Origin of the sequence: Blautia sp. Marseille-P3087 (assembly GCF_900120195.1) — a bacterium.
In the GTDB taxonomy this organism is placed as follows: domain Bacteria; phylum Bacillota; class Clostridia; order Lachnospirales; family Lachnospiraceae; genus Blautia_A.
On sequence record NZ_LT635539.1, the window covers coordinates 217,670 to 236,357 of the forward strand.

Genomic DNA, 18,688 nt, shown 5'->3' on the forward strand with positions numbered 1-18,688 from the left:
ATTATGGTAACAAAACGAACATTTGGAAAATTATCATCAGGAGAAGAAATTCAGATTTTCCATCTGGAAAATAAAGCCGGTGCTTATGCAGAAATTTCACAGTTTGGTGCAATTCTGGTAAAGCTTTGTGTACCGGACAGAGAAGGTAAACTTACAGATGTAGTTCTGGGGTATGATGATCTTGCAGGCTATGAGGTTAACGGATGCTTCTTTGGCGCGACGATCGGAAGAAGCGGAAACCGTATTGCTGATTCCAGATTTGTGCTGGACGGACAGGAAATCACCCTTACACCGAATGAGGGCAAAAACAATCTGCACAGTGGACCGAATGGTTTTGAGAAAAAAATCTGGAATGCGGCAGAGATTTCCGAGGACAAAAATGCAGTGACATTTTCGAGAATCAGTCCGGATGGAGAGAATGGATTCCCGGGAGAATTTCAGGTTTCTGTTACATATGAAATGACAGAAAATAATGAGCTTCGGATCGTATACGGAGGTGTCTGTGACAGGACAACAGTTGCCAATATGACCAATCATTCTTATTTCAACTTGGCAGGAGAAGGCAGTGGCAAGGCAATGGATCAGTACCTGACGATTCATGCAGAAGCTTATACACCTGTTGGAGAAGGATCTATTCCACTTGGAGAGAATGCACCGGTTGAAGGTACCCCGATGGATTTCCGCACACCACATCAGATTGGCGATGAGATTGAAGCCGACTTCGAGCAGTTAAAGATTACAGGCGGTTATGATCATAACTATGTGACCGATTATTATAACAAAGCCAGTGTCCGTGAGATTGCCCGTGCATGGTCCGAAAAGACCGGTATAGAGATGAGTGTACTGAGTGACTGCCCATGCGTGCAGTTCTATGCAGCCAACTTTGTAGAAAACGAGCATGGTAAGAACGGACATGTCTACAATCAGAGAGAAGCGTTCTGCCTGGAAACACAGGTAGAGCCGAATGCAGTCAATGTAGAAGCGTTCCATTCCCCGGTTCTGGATGCTGGTGAGCGATATTATTCCGAGACCATTTACTGTTTCTCCGTCAGAAAATAAATAAAAGTTATTTTTCCGGCTTTCTTCATATAATGCAGTATGAAGAAGGTCGGATTTTTTATTGGAATAAGTATGATTTTTTATAGTGCTGCAGTGACAAAATGTGTGGCAGAAATTTATGCAGAAGTGCCGGATCCGGTAATTCGTGTGCTGATATCGGATAGTGATTTTCAGTCATATTATCACCCGATGGTGACGGTCGCTTATAACGGCAGGGAAATACGATATGAAGCAGAAGAACTTCAAAAGCAAAAAACAACCATACGTATTCCGGCGCAAAAAGAAGGCATCTGTATTCAATCATTGAAGCGCCAGGATGGTGCACCGGTATATCATGGGAGTATGGAGCTAATACCGGATGAGCAGGGAATTCTACTGGTAAATGAACTGTGTCTGGAAGAATATCTGAAAGGGGTTGTACCAAGTGAAATGCCGTCATCGTATTCGCTTGAAGCACTGAAAGCACAGGCGGTATGTGCAAGAACCTATGCATGGAAACAGATACAGGAGGGCAGACTGACAGAGTATGATGCGGATGTGGATGACAGCGTGAGCTTTCAGGTGTATGGAAATGTTCGGCCACAGGATTCCACGACACATGCCGTCGAAGAAACAAAGGGGCAGATCATATGTCAGAATGGAGAAGCCATCGATGCATATTATTTTTCGACTTCGGCAGGTGTGACCAGCACGGATGAAATCTGGGGTGCTGCAAAGGCTGCTTCTTATCTGAAAAGTGTTCCCTGTAAATTTGATGAACGGGAACCGTGGAGCCGCTGGTCCGTTGAAATTCCGTGGGAAAATATAGAAAAGCGGGCAGAAGCATATCAGGATAAAAAGGATGCTTTGACAGCAATTACAGTGAATGCAAGAAATGAAAGCGGAGCAGTAACCGATCTTACGGTGAGTATGAAAGAAGACTCTTTTGAATTAAAAAATGAATATGAAATCCGGCAGTTCTTTTCTCCGGAGGGCTGCACGATTACAGAAAAGGATGGCACAGAGACTGAAGGAGGAAAATTGTTGCCGAGTGCATATTTTGAACTGGAAATGAAAAAAGGTGAATCTGTGAAGATTACAGGCGGCGGTTACGGGCATGGTGTGGGAATGAGCCAGACGGCGGCAAATGTGATGGCAGAAGAGGGTTACGATTACAGGATAATTCTGGATTATTTTTTCAAAAATATTACAATTGAAAATCTGGGATGACAGAAATATGATTTCATGGTAAAATGTACAACAAACATATTTGACCCTGGGAGAAAAAATATGGAAAAAAAATCAGAAAAAGGCACGATAGCGCTGATCCTTGGCTTTATAAAGCGTATGCAGGAGGATCATATCGGTGCATATGCTGCGCAGGCGGCATATTTCCTGATCATGTCGTTTATTCCTTTTGTGCTGGTGCTCACCGCACTTGTACAGTATACACCGCTTACTTACCGGATGCTCAGACAGGTGATCATCGGGTTTGTACCGGATAATTTACAGGATTTTGTACTCAAGATCATTGCAGAAGTGTTCACGAAGAGTGCAGCAGTCGTACCGATTTCCGGTCTGTTCGCACTGTGGTCTTCCGGCAAGGGCATGCAGTCCCTGATTGCGGGACTGAACGTGATCTATCACGTAAAAGAAACTCGAAACTGGCTGACGAACCGGTTGTATTCGATGTTATATATGTTTTTGTTTATTATTGCGATTATTACCAGTCTTCTGCTTCTGGTTATGGGTAACCGGATACATGCGGAACTGGTTGTTCACATGCCATTACTCGGGAAGGTAGTAGGGAGAATTTTGAGTGCCAAGACATTTCTTGTTTTTGTTGTACTCTTTCTTGTTTTTCTTGTATTGTACAGATACCTGCCAAACAGAAAAGCATCCCTGAAGAGTCAGGTGCCGGGGGCATTTATCATTGCTGTGGCATGGTCAATGTTTTCCTATTTCTTTTCATTGTATTTTACATTTTTTCCGAATTTCAGTAATATGTACGGAAGTCTGTCTGCACTGATCATGGTTATGCTGTGGCTTTATGTATGCATGAATCTCTTGCTTTACGGGGCAGAATTAAATGCATATTTTGAAAAACAGTTCCGCCAGGCACAGTATACTGTATGGCAGCAGATAAAAAAACTGCTTGACAGATTTTTGGCGCTGTGGCATCATAAAGACTGATAAGCGAAAAGCTGTGAAGGCGTTTCAGGAAATTGTTTTCTTACAGAGAGAGGGAGTCATCGGCTGTAAGCTCCTTTAAGTTCAGACAGTTTCTTAATTTCCCGCCGGAGCCTCGTTTCTGAACTTTCAGTAGGAAGCGACGTGGGTGCGCGTTAAGCATAACTCAAGTGCCTGTGGATAATTCCATGGGAAGCAGGGTGGTACCGCGGTTATAATTCCGTCCCTTTTTAGGGACGGATTTTTTTATGTTAAAAAAAGGAGAGTAAAACCATGGATATGAAGGAAAGACTTCAGGAATTAGCTGAAGCAGCCAGAAAACGGATCGAGGAATCAGATCGTCCGGAAAGGCTGAATGAAGTAAAAGTTGCTTACCTTGGCAAAAAGGGTGAGCTGACTGCAATCTTAAAGAGTATGAAAGATGTTGCTCCGGAAGATCGTCCGAAAGTAGGTCAGATGGTAAATGAGACCCGTGTGAAGATCGAAGAACATCTGGAAGCAACCAGAAAGAAACTGGAAGAAGCACTTCGTGAAGAAAAAATGAAAGCAGAAGTGATCGACGTTACACTTCCGGCAAAGAAAGCAATGATCGGTCATCGTCATCCAAACAGCATTGCACTCGAAGAAGTAGAGCGTATTTTCATCGGAATGGGCTACGAAGTAGTAGAGGGTCCGGAAGTGGAATATGCAGATTATAACTTTACAAAACTGAACATTCCGGAAGATCATCCGGCAAGAGATGAGCAGGATACATTCTTTATCAATGATTCTATCCTTCTTCGTTCCCAGACTTCCCCGGTACAGGCGCGTACCATGGAAAAAGGCAAACTGCCGATTCGTATGATCGCACCGGGACGTGTATTCCGTTCTGACGAAGTAGATGCAACACATTCTCCGTCCTTCCATCAGATCGAAGGTCTTGTCATCGACAAGAATATTACATTTGCAGATCTTAAAGGAACTCTGCAGGAGTTTGCACAGGAACTGTTCGGACCGGAGACAAAGACAAAATTCAGACCACATCATTTCCCGTTTACAGAGCCGAGTGCAGAGGTTGATGTTTCCTGCTTTAAATGCGGCGGAAAAGGCTGCCGTTTCTGTAAAGGTTCCGGCTGGATCGAAATCCTCGGCTGCGGTACCGTTCACCCGAACGTGCTCAGAATGTGTGGAATCGATCCTGATGAATATACCGGATTTGCATTTGGCGTAGGTCTGGAACGTATCGCGCTCCTGAAATATGAAATCGATGACATGCGTCTTCTCTATGAGAATGATGTCAGATTTTTAAAACAATTCTAGTTCAATTCAACAGAATTAATTTAAATGAACTTTATTCGAAAGGTGGATATAAAACATGAATACATCAATGTCCTGGATTAAAATGTATGTGCCGGATCTGGATGTAACAGCCCAGGAATACACAGATGCCATGACACTGTCAGGAACAAAAGTGGAAGGCTTCGAAAAACTGGATGCAGATCTGGACAAGATCGTGATCGGACAGATTGAAAAAATAGAAAAACATCCTGATGCAGATAAACTGATCATCTGTCAGGTGAATATCGGAACAGAGACTGTTCAGATCGTAACAGGTGCTCCGAACGTCAAAGAAGGAGATAAAGTACCGGTTGTTCTGGACGGCGGTCGTGTTGCCGGCGGTCATGACGGTAAAATGACTTCTGGCGGGATCAAAATCAAAAAGGGAAAACTCAGAGGCGTAGAATCCTGCGGTATGATGTGCTCTATCGAAGAACTGGGAAGCTCAAGAGAAATGTATCCGGAAGCACCGGAATACGGCATTTACATTTTCCCGGAAGATGCAGTAGTTGGAGAAAGTGCAATTAAAGCACTTGGTCTTGATGATGTTGTTATCGAATATGAGATCACATCCAACCGTGTAGACTGCTATGGAGTACTTGGAATTGCAAGAGAAGCAGCTGCTACTTTTGATAAGAAATTCATTCCTCCTGTAGTCAAAGAAACAGGAAACGATGAAAATGCATCTGACTATATCAAAGTTACCGTAGAGGATCCGGAACTTTGCCCGAGATATACAGCAAGAGTTGTAAAAAATGTCAAGATCGGCCCGTCACCGAAATGGATGCAGAGATGCCTTGCTTCCAACGGCATCCGTCCGATCAACAATCTTGTAGACATTACAAACTATGTTATGGAAGAATACGGTCAGCCGATGCACGCATATGATCTGGATACCATCGAAGGCAGAGAAATTATTGTGCGTCGTGCGAAAACCGGAGAGAAATTCGTAACACTGGATGGTCAGGAACGTGAGATGGACGACCAGGTTCTGATGATCTGCGATGGCAGAAAGGCTGTCGGTATCGCAGGTATTATGGGTGGAGAAAATTCCATGATCACAGACAATGTGCATACGGTACTTTTTGAGGCAGCATGCTTTAATGGTACGAACATCCGTCTTTCTTCAAAGCGAATCGGACTTCGTACTGATGCATCCGGTAAATTCGAAAAAGGTCTTGACCCGAACAATGCCAAAGCAGCAATCGACCGTGCCTGCCAGCTTATGGAAGAACTGGGAGCAGGTGAAGTTGTAGGCGGATGTGTAGATATCTGTAATGAGACGAGAGAACCTTCCAGAGTACCGTTTGAGCCGGAGCGCATCAATGCACTTCTCGGAACAGACCTTACAAAAGAAGAAATGCTTGCATACCTTGCAAAAGTTGAACTGACACTGGATCCGGAGACAAACGAGATCGTAGCGCCTACTTTCCGTCAGGATATCCATTGCATGGCAGACGTAGCAGAGGAAGTTGCAAGATTCTTCGGATATGACAAGATTCCGACCACACTTCCAAACGGAGAAGCTACTACAGGTAAACTTCCGTTCAAACTCCGCATCGAGAATGTGGCAAGAGATATCGCAGAATACTGTGGATTCTCCGAAGGAATGACTTATTCTTTCGAAAGCCCGAAGGTATTTGATAAACTTCGCATTCCGCAGGATAGTGATCTTCGTAAAGTTATTACGATCAGTAATCCGCTTGGTGAAGATTACAGTATCATGCGTACGACCACACTGCATGGTATGCTGTCTTCTCTGGCAACCAACTACAACAGAAGAAACAAAGGTGTTCGTCTGTACGAGATCGGTAAAGTTTATCTGCCGAAGGCACTTCCGCTGACTGAGCTTCCGGATGAAAGGACACACTTTACTCTTGGTATGTACGGAGCTGGTGATTTCTTTGACATGAAGGGTGTTGTAGAAGAATTCTTTGAAAAATCCGGCATGAAGAAGAAAGTTCACTATACACCGGACAGCAATAAGACATATCTGCATCCGGGCAGACAGGCCAACATCAGCTATGAAGGCAAAGTAGTCGGCTATCTCGGTGAGGTACATCCGATCGTTGCAGATAATTATGGAATCGGAGAAAGAACATATGTCGCAGTGATTGATATTCAGGATATCCTTGAATTCTGTGGATTCAACCACAAATTCAACGGAATTGCCAAATATCCGGCAGTTACCCGTGACTTAAGTATGGTTGTTCCGAAACATGTGCTTGCTGGCCAGATCGAAGACGTTCTGGAGCAGAGAGGCGGAAAGATTCTTGAATCTTATCAGCTCTTTGATATCTATGAAGGTGCACAGATCAAAGCCGGATACAAATCCATGGCTTATTCTGTTGTATTCCGTGATCATGACAAGACTCTGGAAGAGGCTGAGATCACAGCCGCAATGAAAAAAATCCTGAATGGTCTGACAGACCTTGGAATCGAGCTGAGAAGCTGATGAAACTTTATGTTGTACGGCACGGGGAAACCGTGTGGAACGAACTCCACAAAGTGCAGGGAACGGCGGATATCCCACTTGCAGAGAAGGGAATCGAGCTTGCAGAGAAAACGGGTGAAGCATTAAAAGAAGTCCCGTTTGATCTCTGCATCACAAGCCCTCTTGTGAGAGCGCGAAGGACGGCAGAGCTGATTCTCAAAAAGCAGCCACATAAGGTGCCGGTCATCGAGGACATAAGAATTCAGGAGATCAATTTTGGTGAACTGGAAGGTGTTGTCTGCTTTACAGATGATCATGTGTTTTTGAATGAGCAGATGGAGAAGTTTTTTAATGATCCATGGAAATTTGAACGTCCGAAGAACGGAGAAAATATTTCAGATATTCTTGCACGGACAAAAGAATTCTGGGAAGAGGTAACCGGTAATCCGGATTATCAGGACAAAACGATTCTGATCGCATCACACGGCTGTGCAGTGCGCGCGCTTTTACAGAACATTTATCAGGATCCGCAAGACTTCTGGCATGGACATGTTCCGCCGAACTGTGGTGTGAATATCGTTGAAGTAAAAGATGGTGAGGCTGTGCTTTTGGAAGAAGATAAAGTATATGCATAATGAGACAGGCGGTTCGAAAAGAATCGCCTGTTTTTTCATGTAATTGCCGGAAATATGAAAAATTTGTGAGAAACGGGTAAAGTCAGGAAAACAGCTTGTTCGTAAAATTGTGATATGATATGATAGAAAAGGCAGAAAATAGTATGAAATCAATGCTTTTTTGCAAAAAAACAAGAATAAATTAAATACTACAGGGAGGTTAGCTATGAGGAAAAAAATCATGAATGTCGTGTTGTTTCTGGCTGTGCTTGCAGCTGCTCTCGGAATGACATTGTACGTAGGCAACAGTGCGGCAAGTGTGCTGATCTACAACTTTATTTTTCTCGGTATCATTGCAGTTGTCTATATCGTGGGGCTGTTGGGCGGAATGTTTCGAATGAATAAGCTTTCGCTTGCATTGAAGGATGCGGCGGACGAGCTGGAGGATGCCTTTAAAATGCCGGGAAGAGTAGCACCGGATAAAGTGGCATCACTGAACGGGATTTTTCACCACTCCTATCTGGATAGCAAGATGAAGGCATTTACAGACAGTATTGCGAAGAGTCAGGAAGGAATCGTGGACATCGAAGAATTTCTGAATGAGGATGACCTCGATATGCATGTGCATAAGCGACTTCTGGAAATGGCGCCGGATCTTTTTACCAGTATTGGTATCCTGGGTACCTTCGTAGGTCTGGTATGGGGACTTAAGGATTTCCAGCCGTCGGATTATGAGGCAATGACAAGTTCTGTCTCTTCTCTGGTCGATGGTATCAAGGTTGCATTCCTGACATCTATTTACGGTATTGCATTTTCCATCGTTTATACTTCAGGAATGAAGAGCGAATATTCATCTATGACAGAAAATCTTCAGCTGTTTCTTGATCGCTTTCATACATATGTCATGCCAAGCGCAGAGAGTGAGTCAATGAACCTTCTGGTTGCAAGCCAGAAGAATCAGACAGCGGCCATGAATCAGATGGCAGAGCAGTTTTCAGTAAAAATGGCGGACAGTTTTGAAAAGGTTATTACACCAACTTTCAAAAAAATGAATGATTCTCTGGATACACTGGTTGATTCCGTGACCAGATGCCAGGAAGATGCGGTAAAAGAGATTCTGGATGCATTCCTGAAAGAAATGAATGCGTCATTTGAAACACAGTTTGCAGATTTCGGGAAAGCACTTACTCAGCTGAAAGATGCACAGACGGACAATGTAAACTATACGACAAACCTCTATCAGGCTATGAGCAAGCAGCTCAGTGATGCTTATGTAGAGCATGAGACTACAATGAAAAAGATGCTTGAAGAGTCCATAAGTATTCAGAAAGAATACATTTCTGTGGCTGACCGTATTGTACGGGATAATCAGACAATCCAGAAACAGCAGCAGGCAGATTACCAGCATCTTGCGGATTATCTTAAGGAAGCAGAGACCTCTTCTGCAAAATTCTGGGTTGCATGTAACCAGACCATGCAGAAATATGTCGAGGCTGCAGCGCAGGGAATGGAACGTATTTCCGCAGCGAGCAAAGGTAATGCGGATGTGGCAAAAGCAAATCGTGAAGTTGTTGAGGCGTTTGAACAGAAACTTCAGGATTTTGCACAGTATCAGAAACTGTCCTGTAGGACTATGGAACAGGTTCGTCGTCTGCTTGCAGATATCTCGGCGACAGGAAGCGGAAATAATGTTCAGCTCAGTGGTGGACAGATCGCACAGAGAGAAACGCTGGAACAGCTTCAGGAAACAATTCAGGAGCAGGGCGAACAGCAGCAGGAACTTCTGGAAGAGATTTCCAGAAATATCCGTGAACTTTCCAAAGGTGTACAGAAAGGTAAATTCGGTTTATTCAGATAAAAGGAGAAGCAGATGCGCAAAAAGAAAAAATCAGAAGGAAATGGATTTAATGTCTGGCGTTCTTATTCTGATATGATGGCAGGTGTGCTCCTGCTCTTTGTGCTGATCATGTGTGTGACGCTTTTTCAGGCACAGAAAAGCTATAACGAAAGTCTGCAGGAGCGTGATGAAAAGATTGCGATGCAGGAGCAGTACACGCAGGAACTTCTGGATAAACAGAATGCCATTGATGAAAAGAATGAGACGCTGCAGAATCAGGATGAACAGTTAAAGAGTCAGGATGAGCAGCTTGCCGAGCAGCAGAAACAGCTGGAGGCTCTCGCTGCAAAACTGAAAGAACAGGAATCGACACTGAATGCACAGCAGACAGCACTTGACGAGAAGACAGCACAGCTGAAAGATCAGCAGGCGCAGATCGATCAGATTATCGGTGTAAAGGCTGATGTTATTGAGGCACTGAAAAATGAATTTTCCAAAAATAATATAAATGTTGACATTGATGCACAGACCGGTGCGCTGACTCTGGAAGCGAGTGTAATGTTTGATTATGATCAGGCCGAGCTGACCGATTCCGGTAAACAGGCACTGGAACAGATACTTCCAATCTACTGTAAAGTACTTCTGCAGGATGATTACAAAGATTACCTTGCAGAGATCATTATCGATGGATATACAGATACAGACGGAGATTACAGTTACAATCTGCAGCTGTCTCAGCAGAGATCACTGGCAGTGGCACAGTATCTGATTGATATTCAGGGTAATTTCCTGAATGACGAGCAGTCACAGGAGCTCGAGAAGTACCTGACAGTCAACGGACATTCCATGGCAAATCCGGTGCTGGATGCAGACGGAAATGTAGATAAAGATGCATCCAGACGAGTAGAAGTCAAATTCCGTCTGAAAGACGAAGAAATGATTGACGAACTGAATCAGCTTCTTGCAGGTACAGCCAGCCAGTCAGATACCGCGGATCAGACAGATGCGGAAAATACAGAAAACAATTAAAAACTTCTTGCATTAGCAGGGAGAGTATAGTATAATCAACAATGTTGTAAAAAAGATGGTCCTCTGTTACAGTCGTATGTATTAAGAACATCCAGATAAGAATAGGAGAGAATAAAATGAACGACATTATCAAAAACATCGAAGCTGCTCAGTTAAAAGCAGAAGTACCGGAGTTTCGTGTAGGTGACACAGTAAGAGTACACGCTCTGATCAAAGAAGGAAACCGTGAGAGAATTCAGATCTTTGAAGGAACTGTTCTTAAGAGACAGGGTGGAAGCACCAGAGAAACTTTCACAGTAAGAAAGAGCTCCAATGGTGTAGGCGTTGAGAAAACATGGCCGCTTCATTCCCCACACGTTGTTAAAGTAGAAGTTATCCGTCATGGTAAAGTTCGCCGTGCTAAGCTGAACTACCTGAGAGATCGTGTAGGTAAAGCTGCTAAAGTTAAAGAACGCGTTAGATAAGAAAATTTCAAAGGTTTCAGAAGCAGGGACAATAACGACAGCTATTGTCCCTCTTTTTGCATTGCATATTGAAGAGGTGTCGGTGGCACGTCCACTGATTATACTGTGATTCCATTATGGGAGAATGAATATGGATATAAAAAACTGGAAACAAAGTCCCAAAATTCAGGAAGCAAAAGAAAAACTGGAAGATGAAAAAGTACGCGGCTTTATGCGCTGGGTGTTTGAAATCGTTGTTACACTGGTACTGGCTGCGATGGTTGGTATTATGCTGTTTCAGACAGTGACGATGCAGGAAAGTTCGATGGAACCGACGATTGCGGTTGGTGACCGTTTTTTTATAAACCGTGTGGTATATAAATTCTCTTCCCCAAAAAGAGGAGATCTGATCGTGTTTCGAACGAATGCCAGTGATGATGCAGCACTGCATATCCGGCGTGTGATCGGACTTCCGGGAGAGACAATCCAGATTTCGGGTGGACGGATCCTGATAGATGGGGAAGCATATAAAGAGGGCAAAGATTTTCCTATGATCAGCAATCCGGGGCTTGCGTCCAGTTCCATTACGTTGGAATCCGGTGAATATTTTGTCCTTGGAGATAATCGGAACAACAGTGAAGACAGCCGGTATGCAGATATCGGTATGGTAAAGAAACGTTATATCGCAGGCAAAATCTGGTTTACGTGTGCGCCCTTTGAAAAACTGGGATTTACGAAAGGTTAGGTAATATATGAACGTACAGTGGTATCCGGGTCATATGACCAAAGCAAAGAGACAGATGCAGGAAGACCTGAAGCTGATAGACCTGATTATAGAGCTGGTAGATGCCAGAGTGCCGCTTTCCAGCAGAAATCCGGACATTGATCAGCTCGGACAGAACAAATCACGTCTGATTCTTCTGAATAAGGCGGATCTTGCAGATGAGAGACAGAATGAGGCATGGAAAGAGTATTTTCAGAGTAAAGGTTTTCATGTAGTAAAAGTGGATTCCAGAAATGGAGCTGGCATGAAGACCATACAGAATGTGATTCAGGAAGCATGCAAAGAGAAAATCGAACGCGACCGCAGAAGAGGAATCAAAAATCGACCGATTCGTGCCATGGTTGCGGGAATCCCAAATGTGGGAAAATCTACTTTCATTAATACTTTTGCAGGTAAAGCCTGTGCAAAGACCGGCAACAGACCGGGTGTTACAAAGGGAAAACAGTGGATCCGTCTGAACAAAAATGTAGAACTTCTGGATACACCGGGAATTCTCTGGCCTAAATTTGAGGATCAGGAAGTTGGAATCCGTCTGGCATTTGTGGGTTCGATCAAAGATGATATTTTGAATATGGAAGAACTGGCATTAAAGCTCATCGACTATCTGAAAGCACGTTATACAGGTCTTCTTGAGAAACGCTATGGAATCTCCGAGGCAGGAAATGCCGTAGAAATCCTTGGTGGCATCGCGAAAGCACGCGGTTGCCTCAAAAAAGGGGAAGAACTGGATTATACAAAGGCATCCGGACTTCTGTTTGACGATTTCCGGGGAGGAAAAATTGGGCGCATCACTCTGGAGTGGGCAGAGCAGGAGAAAAACTGATGAAGAAGATCGGTGAAATAAAAGATGAATTTGCAGCGGCGGGAGAAGCCGACTGGCAGAGCATGTGTGATTGCTACCATGAAGATCCCAGAAGTGGTGTACAGAAACTGATCTTGCAGTACGAAAAGAAAATAAAGGCACTGGAAGCAGAGAAACTCCGTATGGAACAGATGATGCAGTATGAGCGCAAATACGAACATCTGGGTTATCTCTGTGGAATAGATGAGGTCGGCAGAGGGCCGTTGGCTGGCCCGGTAGTAGCATGCGCGGTAATTCTTCCGGCGGATCATCAGATTCTGTACCTGAATGATTCAAAGAAGCTGACAGCACATAAAAGAGAAGAACTTTATGATGTGATTCTAAGTGAAGCAGTGGCGGTTGGTATCGGGATGGTCGGACCGGCGAAGATTGATGAGGTCAATATTTTGCAGGCAACCTATGAAGCCATGCGTCAGGCAATAAGCAAGCTGAAGGTTACTCCGCAGCTTCTGCTGAATGATGCGGTTACGATCCCGGAAGTGGAGATTCCGCAGGTACCGATCATAAAAGGCGATGCTAAAAGTGCTTCTATTGCAGCGGCAAGTATTGTGGCGAAGGTTACTCGAGACCGTCTGATGGTCGAATACGATAAAACACTGCCGGGATATGGTTTTGCATCCAATAAAGGCTATGGTTCGACGGAGCACATTGAAGCATTGAAGAAATTTGGACCGACACCAATTCATCGTGCAACATTTATTAAAAACTTTGTGTGACAGTAAAGTTGTGTTACAATAACATAAATTCAAGAATACGAAAGATACCGACATAAAATCAGAAAAGAGTGTTTTGCATCAATAAAAGAAAAACAGGCAGTCGCTATGAAGATCAGGCGGCTGCCTTTCTGGAAAAACAGGGACTGTTGGTGATGGAGAAGAACTTTCGCTGCAAGAGCGGAGAAATCGATCTGATAGCCAGAGATGGGAAATATCTGGTGTTTGTTGAAGTAAAATACCGAAGTTCCGGCGGTAATGGGGTTGCGGCTGCTGCAGTAGACATACATAAACAGAAACGGATCAGTCGTGCAGCAAGTTTTTTCCTGATTCGTTATGGGTATCAGGAACCACCATGCAGATTTGATGTTGTTGCAATTGATGGACAACAGATTCAGTGGATAAGAAATGCATTTGATTATTGTAAGTGACAAAAGAGAGGAAAAATGGGATGGCGGAAATCAGATGGCATGAGGGAACTGCCTCACATATGCAGATAAAAGAAAACAAAGGTGTGACCTGGCTTACATATCCGGCATTTGAACAGTTTGCGGATATTGTGCATGGATTCAGCACAAGGCTGGGTGGAGTAAGTGAAGGGATTTATGCATCCATGAATCTCAGTTTTACAAGAGGAGATAAGGATGCCGCTGTTTATGAAAATTACAGAAGATTTGCGGCTGCACTTGGCTTTTCGGAAAGAGATATCGTGACTTCGGATCAGACACATACGGCGAATGTACGCATTATTACAGAAGAGGACCGCGGAAATGGGATTACGAAGCCCAGACCTTATACAGATGTAGATGGAATGATCACGAATGTACGAGGTCTGGTGCTGGCAACATTTTATGCGGATTGTGTGCCGCTGTATTTTGTTGATCCGGTGCATCATGCGATTGGCCTGTCTCATTCCGGATGGAGAGGGACTGTTGCAAAAATCGGTGCAGTTACGATTCGGAAAATGCAGGAAACATATGGCACAGATCCGGCTGATGTGTATGCGGCCATTGGACCGTCTATCTGCCAGGAGTGCTATGAGGTCAGTGAAGATGTGATACTGGAATTTCAGAAATCTTTTGCACCGGAACACTGGGAAAAACTTTTTTATAAGAAGGAAAACGGAAAATATCAGTTAAATCTCTGGGAAGCAAATAAGATTATTTTTACGGAAGCAGGAATCACGGAGAAGCACATCTCCATGCCTGGAATCTGCACCTGCTGCAATCCGGATTTCCTGTTTTCTCATCGTGCATCGCATGGTAAAAGAGGAAATCTTGGAGCATTTCTCGGATTAAAATAGAAGAAAAATACATGCCAGATATCTGGATGATTCAGCAAAAAATGGGAGCTCGCATAATGCAGGCTCCCATTAAAAATCAGCGATTATTTACTTTTTCCATAAGTTCCATGATCTTTTCGTTGCTGGAACGAACTTTTTCTACGGAAACATCATGATTGATGATATCAATAATACTTGCAAGATATTTACTCATATTTGCTTCGATGTAGTAAGGCTTGGTCAGAAGCTCCGGCAGACGGTAGTTGAGGTTGGTAGTAATGACTTTGTCAATCCAGCCTTTTTCGTAGTATTCATCGAATTTATCAAGACCATCTGTAAACAGACCGTATGTGGTGCAGATGAATACACGTTTTGCGTGGCGCTCTTTAATCTGTTTTGCAACATCCAGCATACTTTCACCGGAAGAAATCATATCGTCGATGATGACAACATCTTTGCCTTCTACGGAATCACCAAGGAATTCGTGTGCAACGATCGGGTTCTTACCGTTTACAACGGTAGAGTAATCACGACGTTTGTAGAACATACCCATGTCTACGCCGAGGATGTTGGAGAAGTACACAGCTCTTGACATAGCACCTTCATCCGGGCTGATGATCATCAGATGATCGTTGTCCAGTTTGAAATCGTTGACTTCTTTTACCAGGGCTTTCAGGAACTGATAGGTTGGGAAAAAGTTATCAAAGCCGTCCAGAGGAATTGCATTCTGAACACGTGGGTCATGTGCATCAAAGGTGATAAAGTTGGATACGCCCATATCTCTTAATTCCTGAAGCATCAGTGCACAGTCAAGAGATTCTCTCTTGGTACGACGGTGCTGACGGCCTTCATAAAGGAATGGCATGATGACATTGATTCTGTGTGCTTTACCGGTAGCGGCGGAAATGATACGCTTCAGATCCTGATAGTGGTTATCCGGAGACATATGGTTCTCGTGGCCGCAGACTTTATAAGTAAGGCTGTAGTTTGTGATATCAACCATGATAAAAAGATCCGTACCACGAACAGATTCTTTGATGTATCCTTTACCTTCGCCTGTACCGAATCGGATAATCTCGGAATCAACCAGAAAAGAAGGCAGGCTGTAACCCTGCGGAATTGTACTTGGCTTTTTCTTTGCTGCAAGTTCTTTACGGAATTTTACAAGTTTCTTGTCAACCTCCTTCGCCAGATCCTGACATCCTTCAAGTGCTACGATACGAATCGGAGCGGTTGGAGTTGATTTTTCAAGTAACTCTATATTTGGCATAATATTCCTCCTAGGTGTAGTTTTCAAACTGAGTCCTAATACATTTATAACATTTGCCCTAAATCCAGTCAAGGAATTTATTGATTTTTACCTTTGAAATTGTTATAGTAGTATTATCTGGGGTAATATGTCCATTGGGATATTAAAATCAAATTCTCATATGACGCAGCTCAGATATGGTCACAAATCAGAAAGGAATTCTATGAAAAAAAAGAAACATGTGATTTCCAGCGTTCTTCCGGGCGGTATTGGTGAAGAACTGGAACTGGAACCGGGAGATGTTCTGGCGGAGATCAATCACCAGCCGGTGGAAGATGTGTTTGATTACCGTTATCTCCTGAATGATGAATATATAGAGCTTTTGATAGAGAAAGCAAATGGCGAGCTCTGGGAGCTCGAAGTTGAAAAGGATTACGACGAAGATCTTGGAATCGAATTTGAGAATGGTCTGATGGATGATTACCGTTCCTGTAGCAATCACTGTATGTTCTGCTTTATCGATCAGATGCCGCCGGGTATGAGAGAGACCCTGTATTTTAAAGATGATGATTCTAGGCTCTCTTTTCTGCAGGGAAACTATGTGACACTGACGAACATGAGTCAGAAAGATATAGACCGTGTGATCAAATACCATCTTTCACCGATTAATGTATCTTTTCAGACGATGAACCCGAAGCTTCGGTGCAAAATGCTGCACAACCGTTTTGCAGGAGATGCATTAAAAAAAGTGGATCAGCTTTATGAGGCAGGGATCACAATGAATGGGCAGATTGTTCTCTGCAAAGGTGTCAATGATGGAGAAGAGCTGGAATACAGCTTGCAGGAAATGGCGAAATATGCACCGGTTCTTCAGAGTGTGTCCGTGGTTCCGGTCGGTCTTACGAAATTCCGTGACGGACTTTATCCGCTGGAGTCATTTACAAAAGAAGATGCAAAAGCAGTTCTGGAGCAGATACACCGCTGGCAGAAGATTATGTACGAAAAACATGGAATCCACTTTATCCATGCGTCAGATGAATGGTACATTCTTGCAGGGGAGAAACTTCCGGAAGAAGGACGCTATGATGGATATCTGCAGCTGGAAAACGGAGTTGGTATGCTCCGGCTTCTGGATACAGAAGTGCGCGAAGCCGTTGCCAATAGAGATGGTGATGACAGGTCATATCATGTTACCGTTGCGACAGGCAGACTAGCAGCACCCTATATAGAGAAATGCATGGAAATCATTCGAGAAAAATATCCGAAGATCACGTTTGAGGTGATCGCCATCAAGAATAATTTCTTTGGCGAAAAAATCACGGTGTCCGGACTTATTACCGGACAGGATCTGACAGAACAGCTTTCCGACAGAAAGCTTGGAGACAGACTTCTGATTCCGTGTAATATGCTGAGGAGTGGGGAAAATGTTTTTCTCGACGACATTACAGTAACTGAACTTTCCGAGAAACTTGGAAGAGAGATTATCGTTGTAGATCCGGCAGGGGCTGACCTTGTATCAGCAGTGCTGGATTCGACAGAAAATAAAAAACAGATAAGGAGACAAATGTATGAGCAAACCGGTAGTGGCAATAGTGGGCAGGCCTAATGTTGGTAAGTCTACGTTATTTAATGCGCTGGCAGGCGAAATGATATCAATTGTAAAAGATACACCGGGTGTTACCCGTGACAGAATTTATGCAGATGTGACATGGCTGGACAAGGCGTTTACACTGATTGATACAGGCGGTATCGAGCCTGACAGTGGAGATATTATTTTATCACAGATGAGAGAGCAGGCACAGATCGCCATCGACACAGCTGATGTAATTGTGTTTATTACAGATGTGCAGCAGGGACTTGTGGATTCTGATGCAAAAGTAGCAGATATGCTGCGCAGAAGCCAGAAACCAGTTGTTTTGGTCGTAAATAAAGTAGACAGTGTCCAGAAATACATGATGGATGTTTATGAGTTTTATAATCTGGGAATCGGTGAACCGATTGCAATTTCAGCAGCAAACCGTACCGGTATTGGTGATATGCTGGATGAAATTGTAAAGGAATTCCCGGAGGATGCGGATACAGATGAGGATGAGGATATTCCGAAGATCGCAGTTGTAGGAAAGCCAAACGTAGGTAAGTCTTCCCTGATCAACAAGCTTCTTGGCGAAGACCGCGTGATTGTTTCGGATATTGCCGGAACAACCAGAGATGCAGTAGATGCAAAAGTTAAATGGAAAGACAGAGAATATATCTTTATTGATACAGCAGGCCTTCGGCGCAAAGGCAAAATCAAAGAAGAACTGGAACGTTACAGCGTGATCCGTACAGTTACGGCAGTGGAGCGTGCAGATGTGGTTGTTGTTGTGATTGATGCAACAGAAGGTGTGACCGAGCAGGATGCAAAGATCGCTGGTATTGCACATGAACGTGGCAAGGGCGTTGTGATCGCAGTTAATAAATGGGATGCAGTTGAAAAAGACGACAAGACCATTTACAAGCACACGAACCGTATCCGCGAAGTACTTGCATACATGCCATATGCAGAACTGGTATTTATCTCTGCAAAATCAGGTCAGCGTCTGCCGAGATTGTTTGAAACAATTGATGCAGTTATTGAGAACCAGACTTTACGTATTCAGACAGGTGTACTCAATGAGATTCTTTCCGAAGCAGTTGCGATGCAGCAGCCGCCGTCAGACAGAGGCAAACGCCTGAAGATCTTCTATATGACACAGGTGGGCGTAAAACCACCGACATTTGTTATTTTTGTAAATGACAAAGAACTGATGCATTTCTCTTACACCAGATATATCGAAAATAAAGTAAGAGATGCATTTGGCTTCAGGGGAACTTCCCTGAAATTTATTATCCGTGAACGCGGGGAAAAGAGCTGAGT

At 43.7% G+C, this 18,688-nt stretch carries 17 protein-coding genes and 1 other annotated feature; of the genes, 16 read left to right on the forward strand and 1 reads right to left on the reverse strand.

All coding sequences use genetic code 11. The features are described 5' to 3' along the window. Positions 1 to 3: 3 nt before the first annotated feature. The 14 genes from BQ7344_RS00990 to pgeF all read left to right on the forward strand — a co-directional run bounded on the left by BQ7344_RS00990 (position 4) and on the right by pgeF (position 14,564). Positions 4 to 1,059, forward strand: coding sequence for an aldose epimerase family protein (locus BQ7344_RS00990; RefSeq protein WP_083585455.1), 1,056 nt, complete (start codon positions 4 to 6; stop codon positions 1,057 to 1,059). Positions 1,060 to 1,131: 72 nt separating this feature from the next. Beyond that, the gene (locus BQ7344_RS00995; protein ID WP_072521037.1) at positions 1,132 to 2,268 is read left to right on the forward strand and encodes a SpoIID/LytB domain-containing protein; all 1,137 of its coding nucleotides are present in this window, start codon (positions 1,132 to 1,134) and stop codon (positions 2,266 to 2,268) included. A 60-nt stretch (positions 2,269 to 2,328) separates the two neighbouring features. Further along, positions 2,329 to 3,231 carry a YihY/virulence factor BrkB family protein gene (locus BQ7344_RS01000; RefSeq protein WP_072521038.1) on the forward strand — a complete coding sequence of 301 codons (903 nt, stop codon included), beginning with the start codon at positions 2,329 to 2,331 and terminating at the stop codon, positions 3,229 to 3,231. A gap of 4 nt (positions 3,232 to 3,235) precedes the next feature. Beyond that, positions 3,236 to 3,459 (forward strand) — a binding site (T-box leader). A gap of 48 nt (positions 3,460 to 3,507) precedes the next feature. Further along, positions 3,508 to 4,527: a phenylalanine--tRNA ligase subunit alpha gene (gene pheS / locus BQ7344_RS01005; protein WP_072523307.1), complete on the forward strand. Its 1,020-nt coding sequence runs from the start codon at positions 3,508 to 3,510 to the stop codon at positions 4,525 to 4,527. A 55-nt stretch (positions 4,528 to 4,582) separates the two neighbouring features. Beyond that, positions 4,583 to 7,000, forward strand: coding sequence for a phenylalanine--tRNA ligase subunit beta (pheT, locus tag BQ7344_RS01010; RefSeq protein WP_072521039.1), 2,418 nt, complete (start codon positions 4,583 to 4,585; stop codon positions 6,998 to 7,000). Further along, positions 7,000 to 7,614 carry a histidine phosphatase family protein gene (locus BQ7344_RS01015; protein ID WP_083585456.1) on the forward strand — a complete coding sequence of 205 codons (615 nt, stop codon included), beginning with the start codon at positions 7,000 to 7,002 and terminating at the stop codon, positions 7,612 to 7,614. Before pheT ends, BQ7344_RS01015 begins: the two co-directional genes overlap by 1 nt. Before the next feature lie 205 nt (positions 7,615 to 7,819). After that, entirely contained in the window at positions 7,820 to 9,451 is a 1,632-nt protein-coding gene (locus BQ7344_RS01020; protein ID WP_072521041.1) for a MotA/TolQ/ExbB proton channel family protein, read from the forward strand. Between the two features lie 12 nt (positions 9,452 to 9,463). Then, entirely contained in the window at positions 9,464 to 10,459 is a 996-nt protein-coding gene (locus tag BQ7344_RS01025) for an OmpA family protein (protein ID WP_072521042.1), read from the forward strand. Positions 10,460 to 10,575: 116 nt separating this feature from the next. Then, entirely contained in the window at positions 10,576 to 10,923 is a 348-nt protein-coding gene (gene rplS, locus BQ7344_RS01030) for a 50S ribosomal protein L19 (protein ID WP_015542902.1), read from the forward strand. 130 nt (positions 10,924 to 11,053) lie between these two features. Continuing rightward, entirely contained in the window at positions 11,054 to 11,647 is a 594-nt protein-coding gene (gene lepB / locus BQ7344_RS01035; RefSeq protein WP_072521043.1) for a signal peptidase I, read from the forward strand. Between the two features lie 7 nt (positions 11,648 to 11,654). Next, positions 11,655 to 12,509 (forward strand): ribosome biogenesis GTPase YlqF, encoded by an 855-nt coding sequence (ylqF, locus tag BQ7344_RS01040; RefSeq protein ID WP_072521044.1) that lies wholly within the window; start codon positions 11,655 to 11,657, stop codon positions 12,507 to 12,509. Continuing rightward, on the forward strand, positions 12,509 to 13,264 hold the full coding sequence (locus tag BQ7344_RS01045) for a ribonuclease HII (RefSeq protein WP_072521045.1): 756 nt from the start codon (positions 12,509 to 12,511) through the stop codon (positions 13,262 to 13,264). The genes ylqF and BQ7344_RS01045 overlap by 1 nt, the downstream gene beginning before the upstream one ends. A 77-nt stretch (positions 13,265 to 13,341) precedes the next feature. Further along, positions 13,342 to 13,692 carry a YraN family protein gene (locus BQ7344_RS01050; protein WP_072523308.1) on the forward strand — a complete coding sequence of 117 codons (351 nt, stop codon included), beginning with the start codon at positions 13,342 to 13,344 and terminating at the stop codon, positions 13,690 to 13,692. Between the two features lie 20 nt (positions 13,693 to 13,712). After that, positions 13,713 to 14,564, forward strand: coding sequence for a peptidoglycan editing factor PgeF (pgeF, locus tag BQ7344_RS01055; protein WP_072521046.1), 852 nt, complete (start codon positions 13,713 to 13,715; stop codon positions 14,562 to 14,564). 76 nt (positions 14,565 to 14,640) lie between these two features. On the opposite strand, the gene BQ7344_RS01060 is transcribed toward pgeF, so the two are convergent. Next, on the reverse strand, positions 14,641 to 15,813 hold the full coding sequence (locus BQ7344_RS01060; protein WP_072521047.1) for a ribose-phosphate pyrophosphokinase: 1,173 nt from the start codon (positions 15,811 to 15,813) through the stop codon (positions 14,641 to 14,643). A 202-nt stretch (positions 15,814 to 16,015) separates the two neighbouring features. Here BQ7344_RS01060 and BQ7344_RS01065 point away from each other — a divergent pair, with 202 nt between their 5' ends. Together BQ7344_RS01065 and der are read left to right on the forward strand one after the other, a co-directional pair. Further along, positions 16,016 to 17,398 (forward strand): DUF512 domain-containing protein, encoded by a 1,383-nt coding sequence (locus BQ7344_RS01065; protein ID WP_072521048.1) that lies wholly within the window; start codon positions 16,016 to 16,018, stop codon positions 17,396 to 17,398. Then, positions 17,361 to 18,686: a ribosome biogenesis GTPase Der gene (der, locus tag BQ7344_RS01070; protein ID WP_072521049.1), complete on the forward strand. Its 1,326-nt coding sequence runs from the start codon at positions 17,361 to 17,363 to the stop codon at positions 18,684 to 18,686. Before BQ7344_RS01065 ends, der begins: the two co-directional genes overlap by 38 nt. The last annotated feature ends 2 nt before the right edge of the window (positions 18,687 to 18,688 follow it).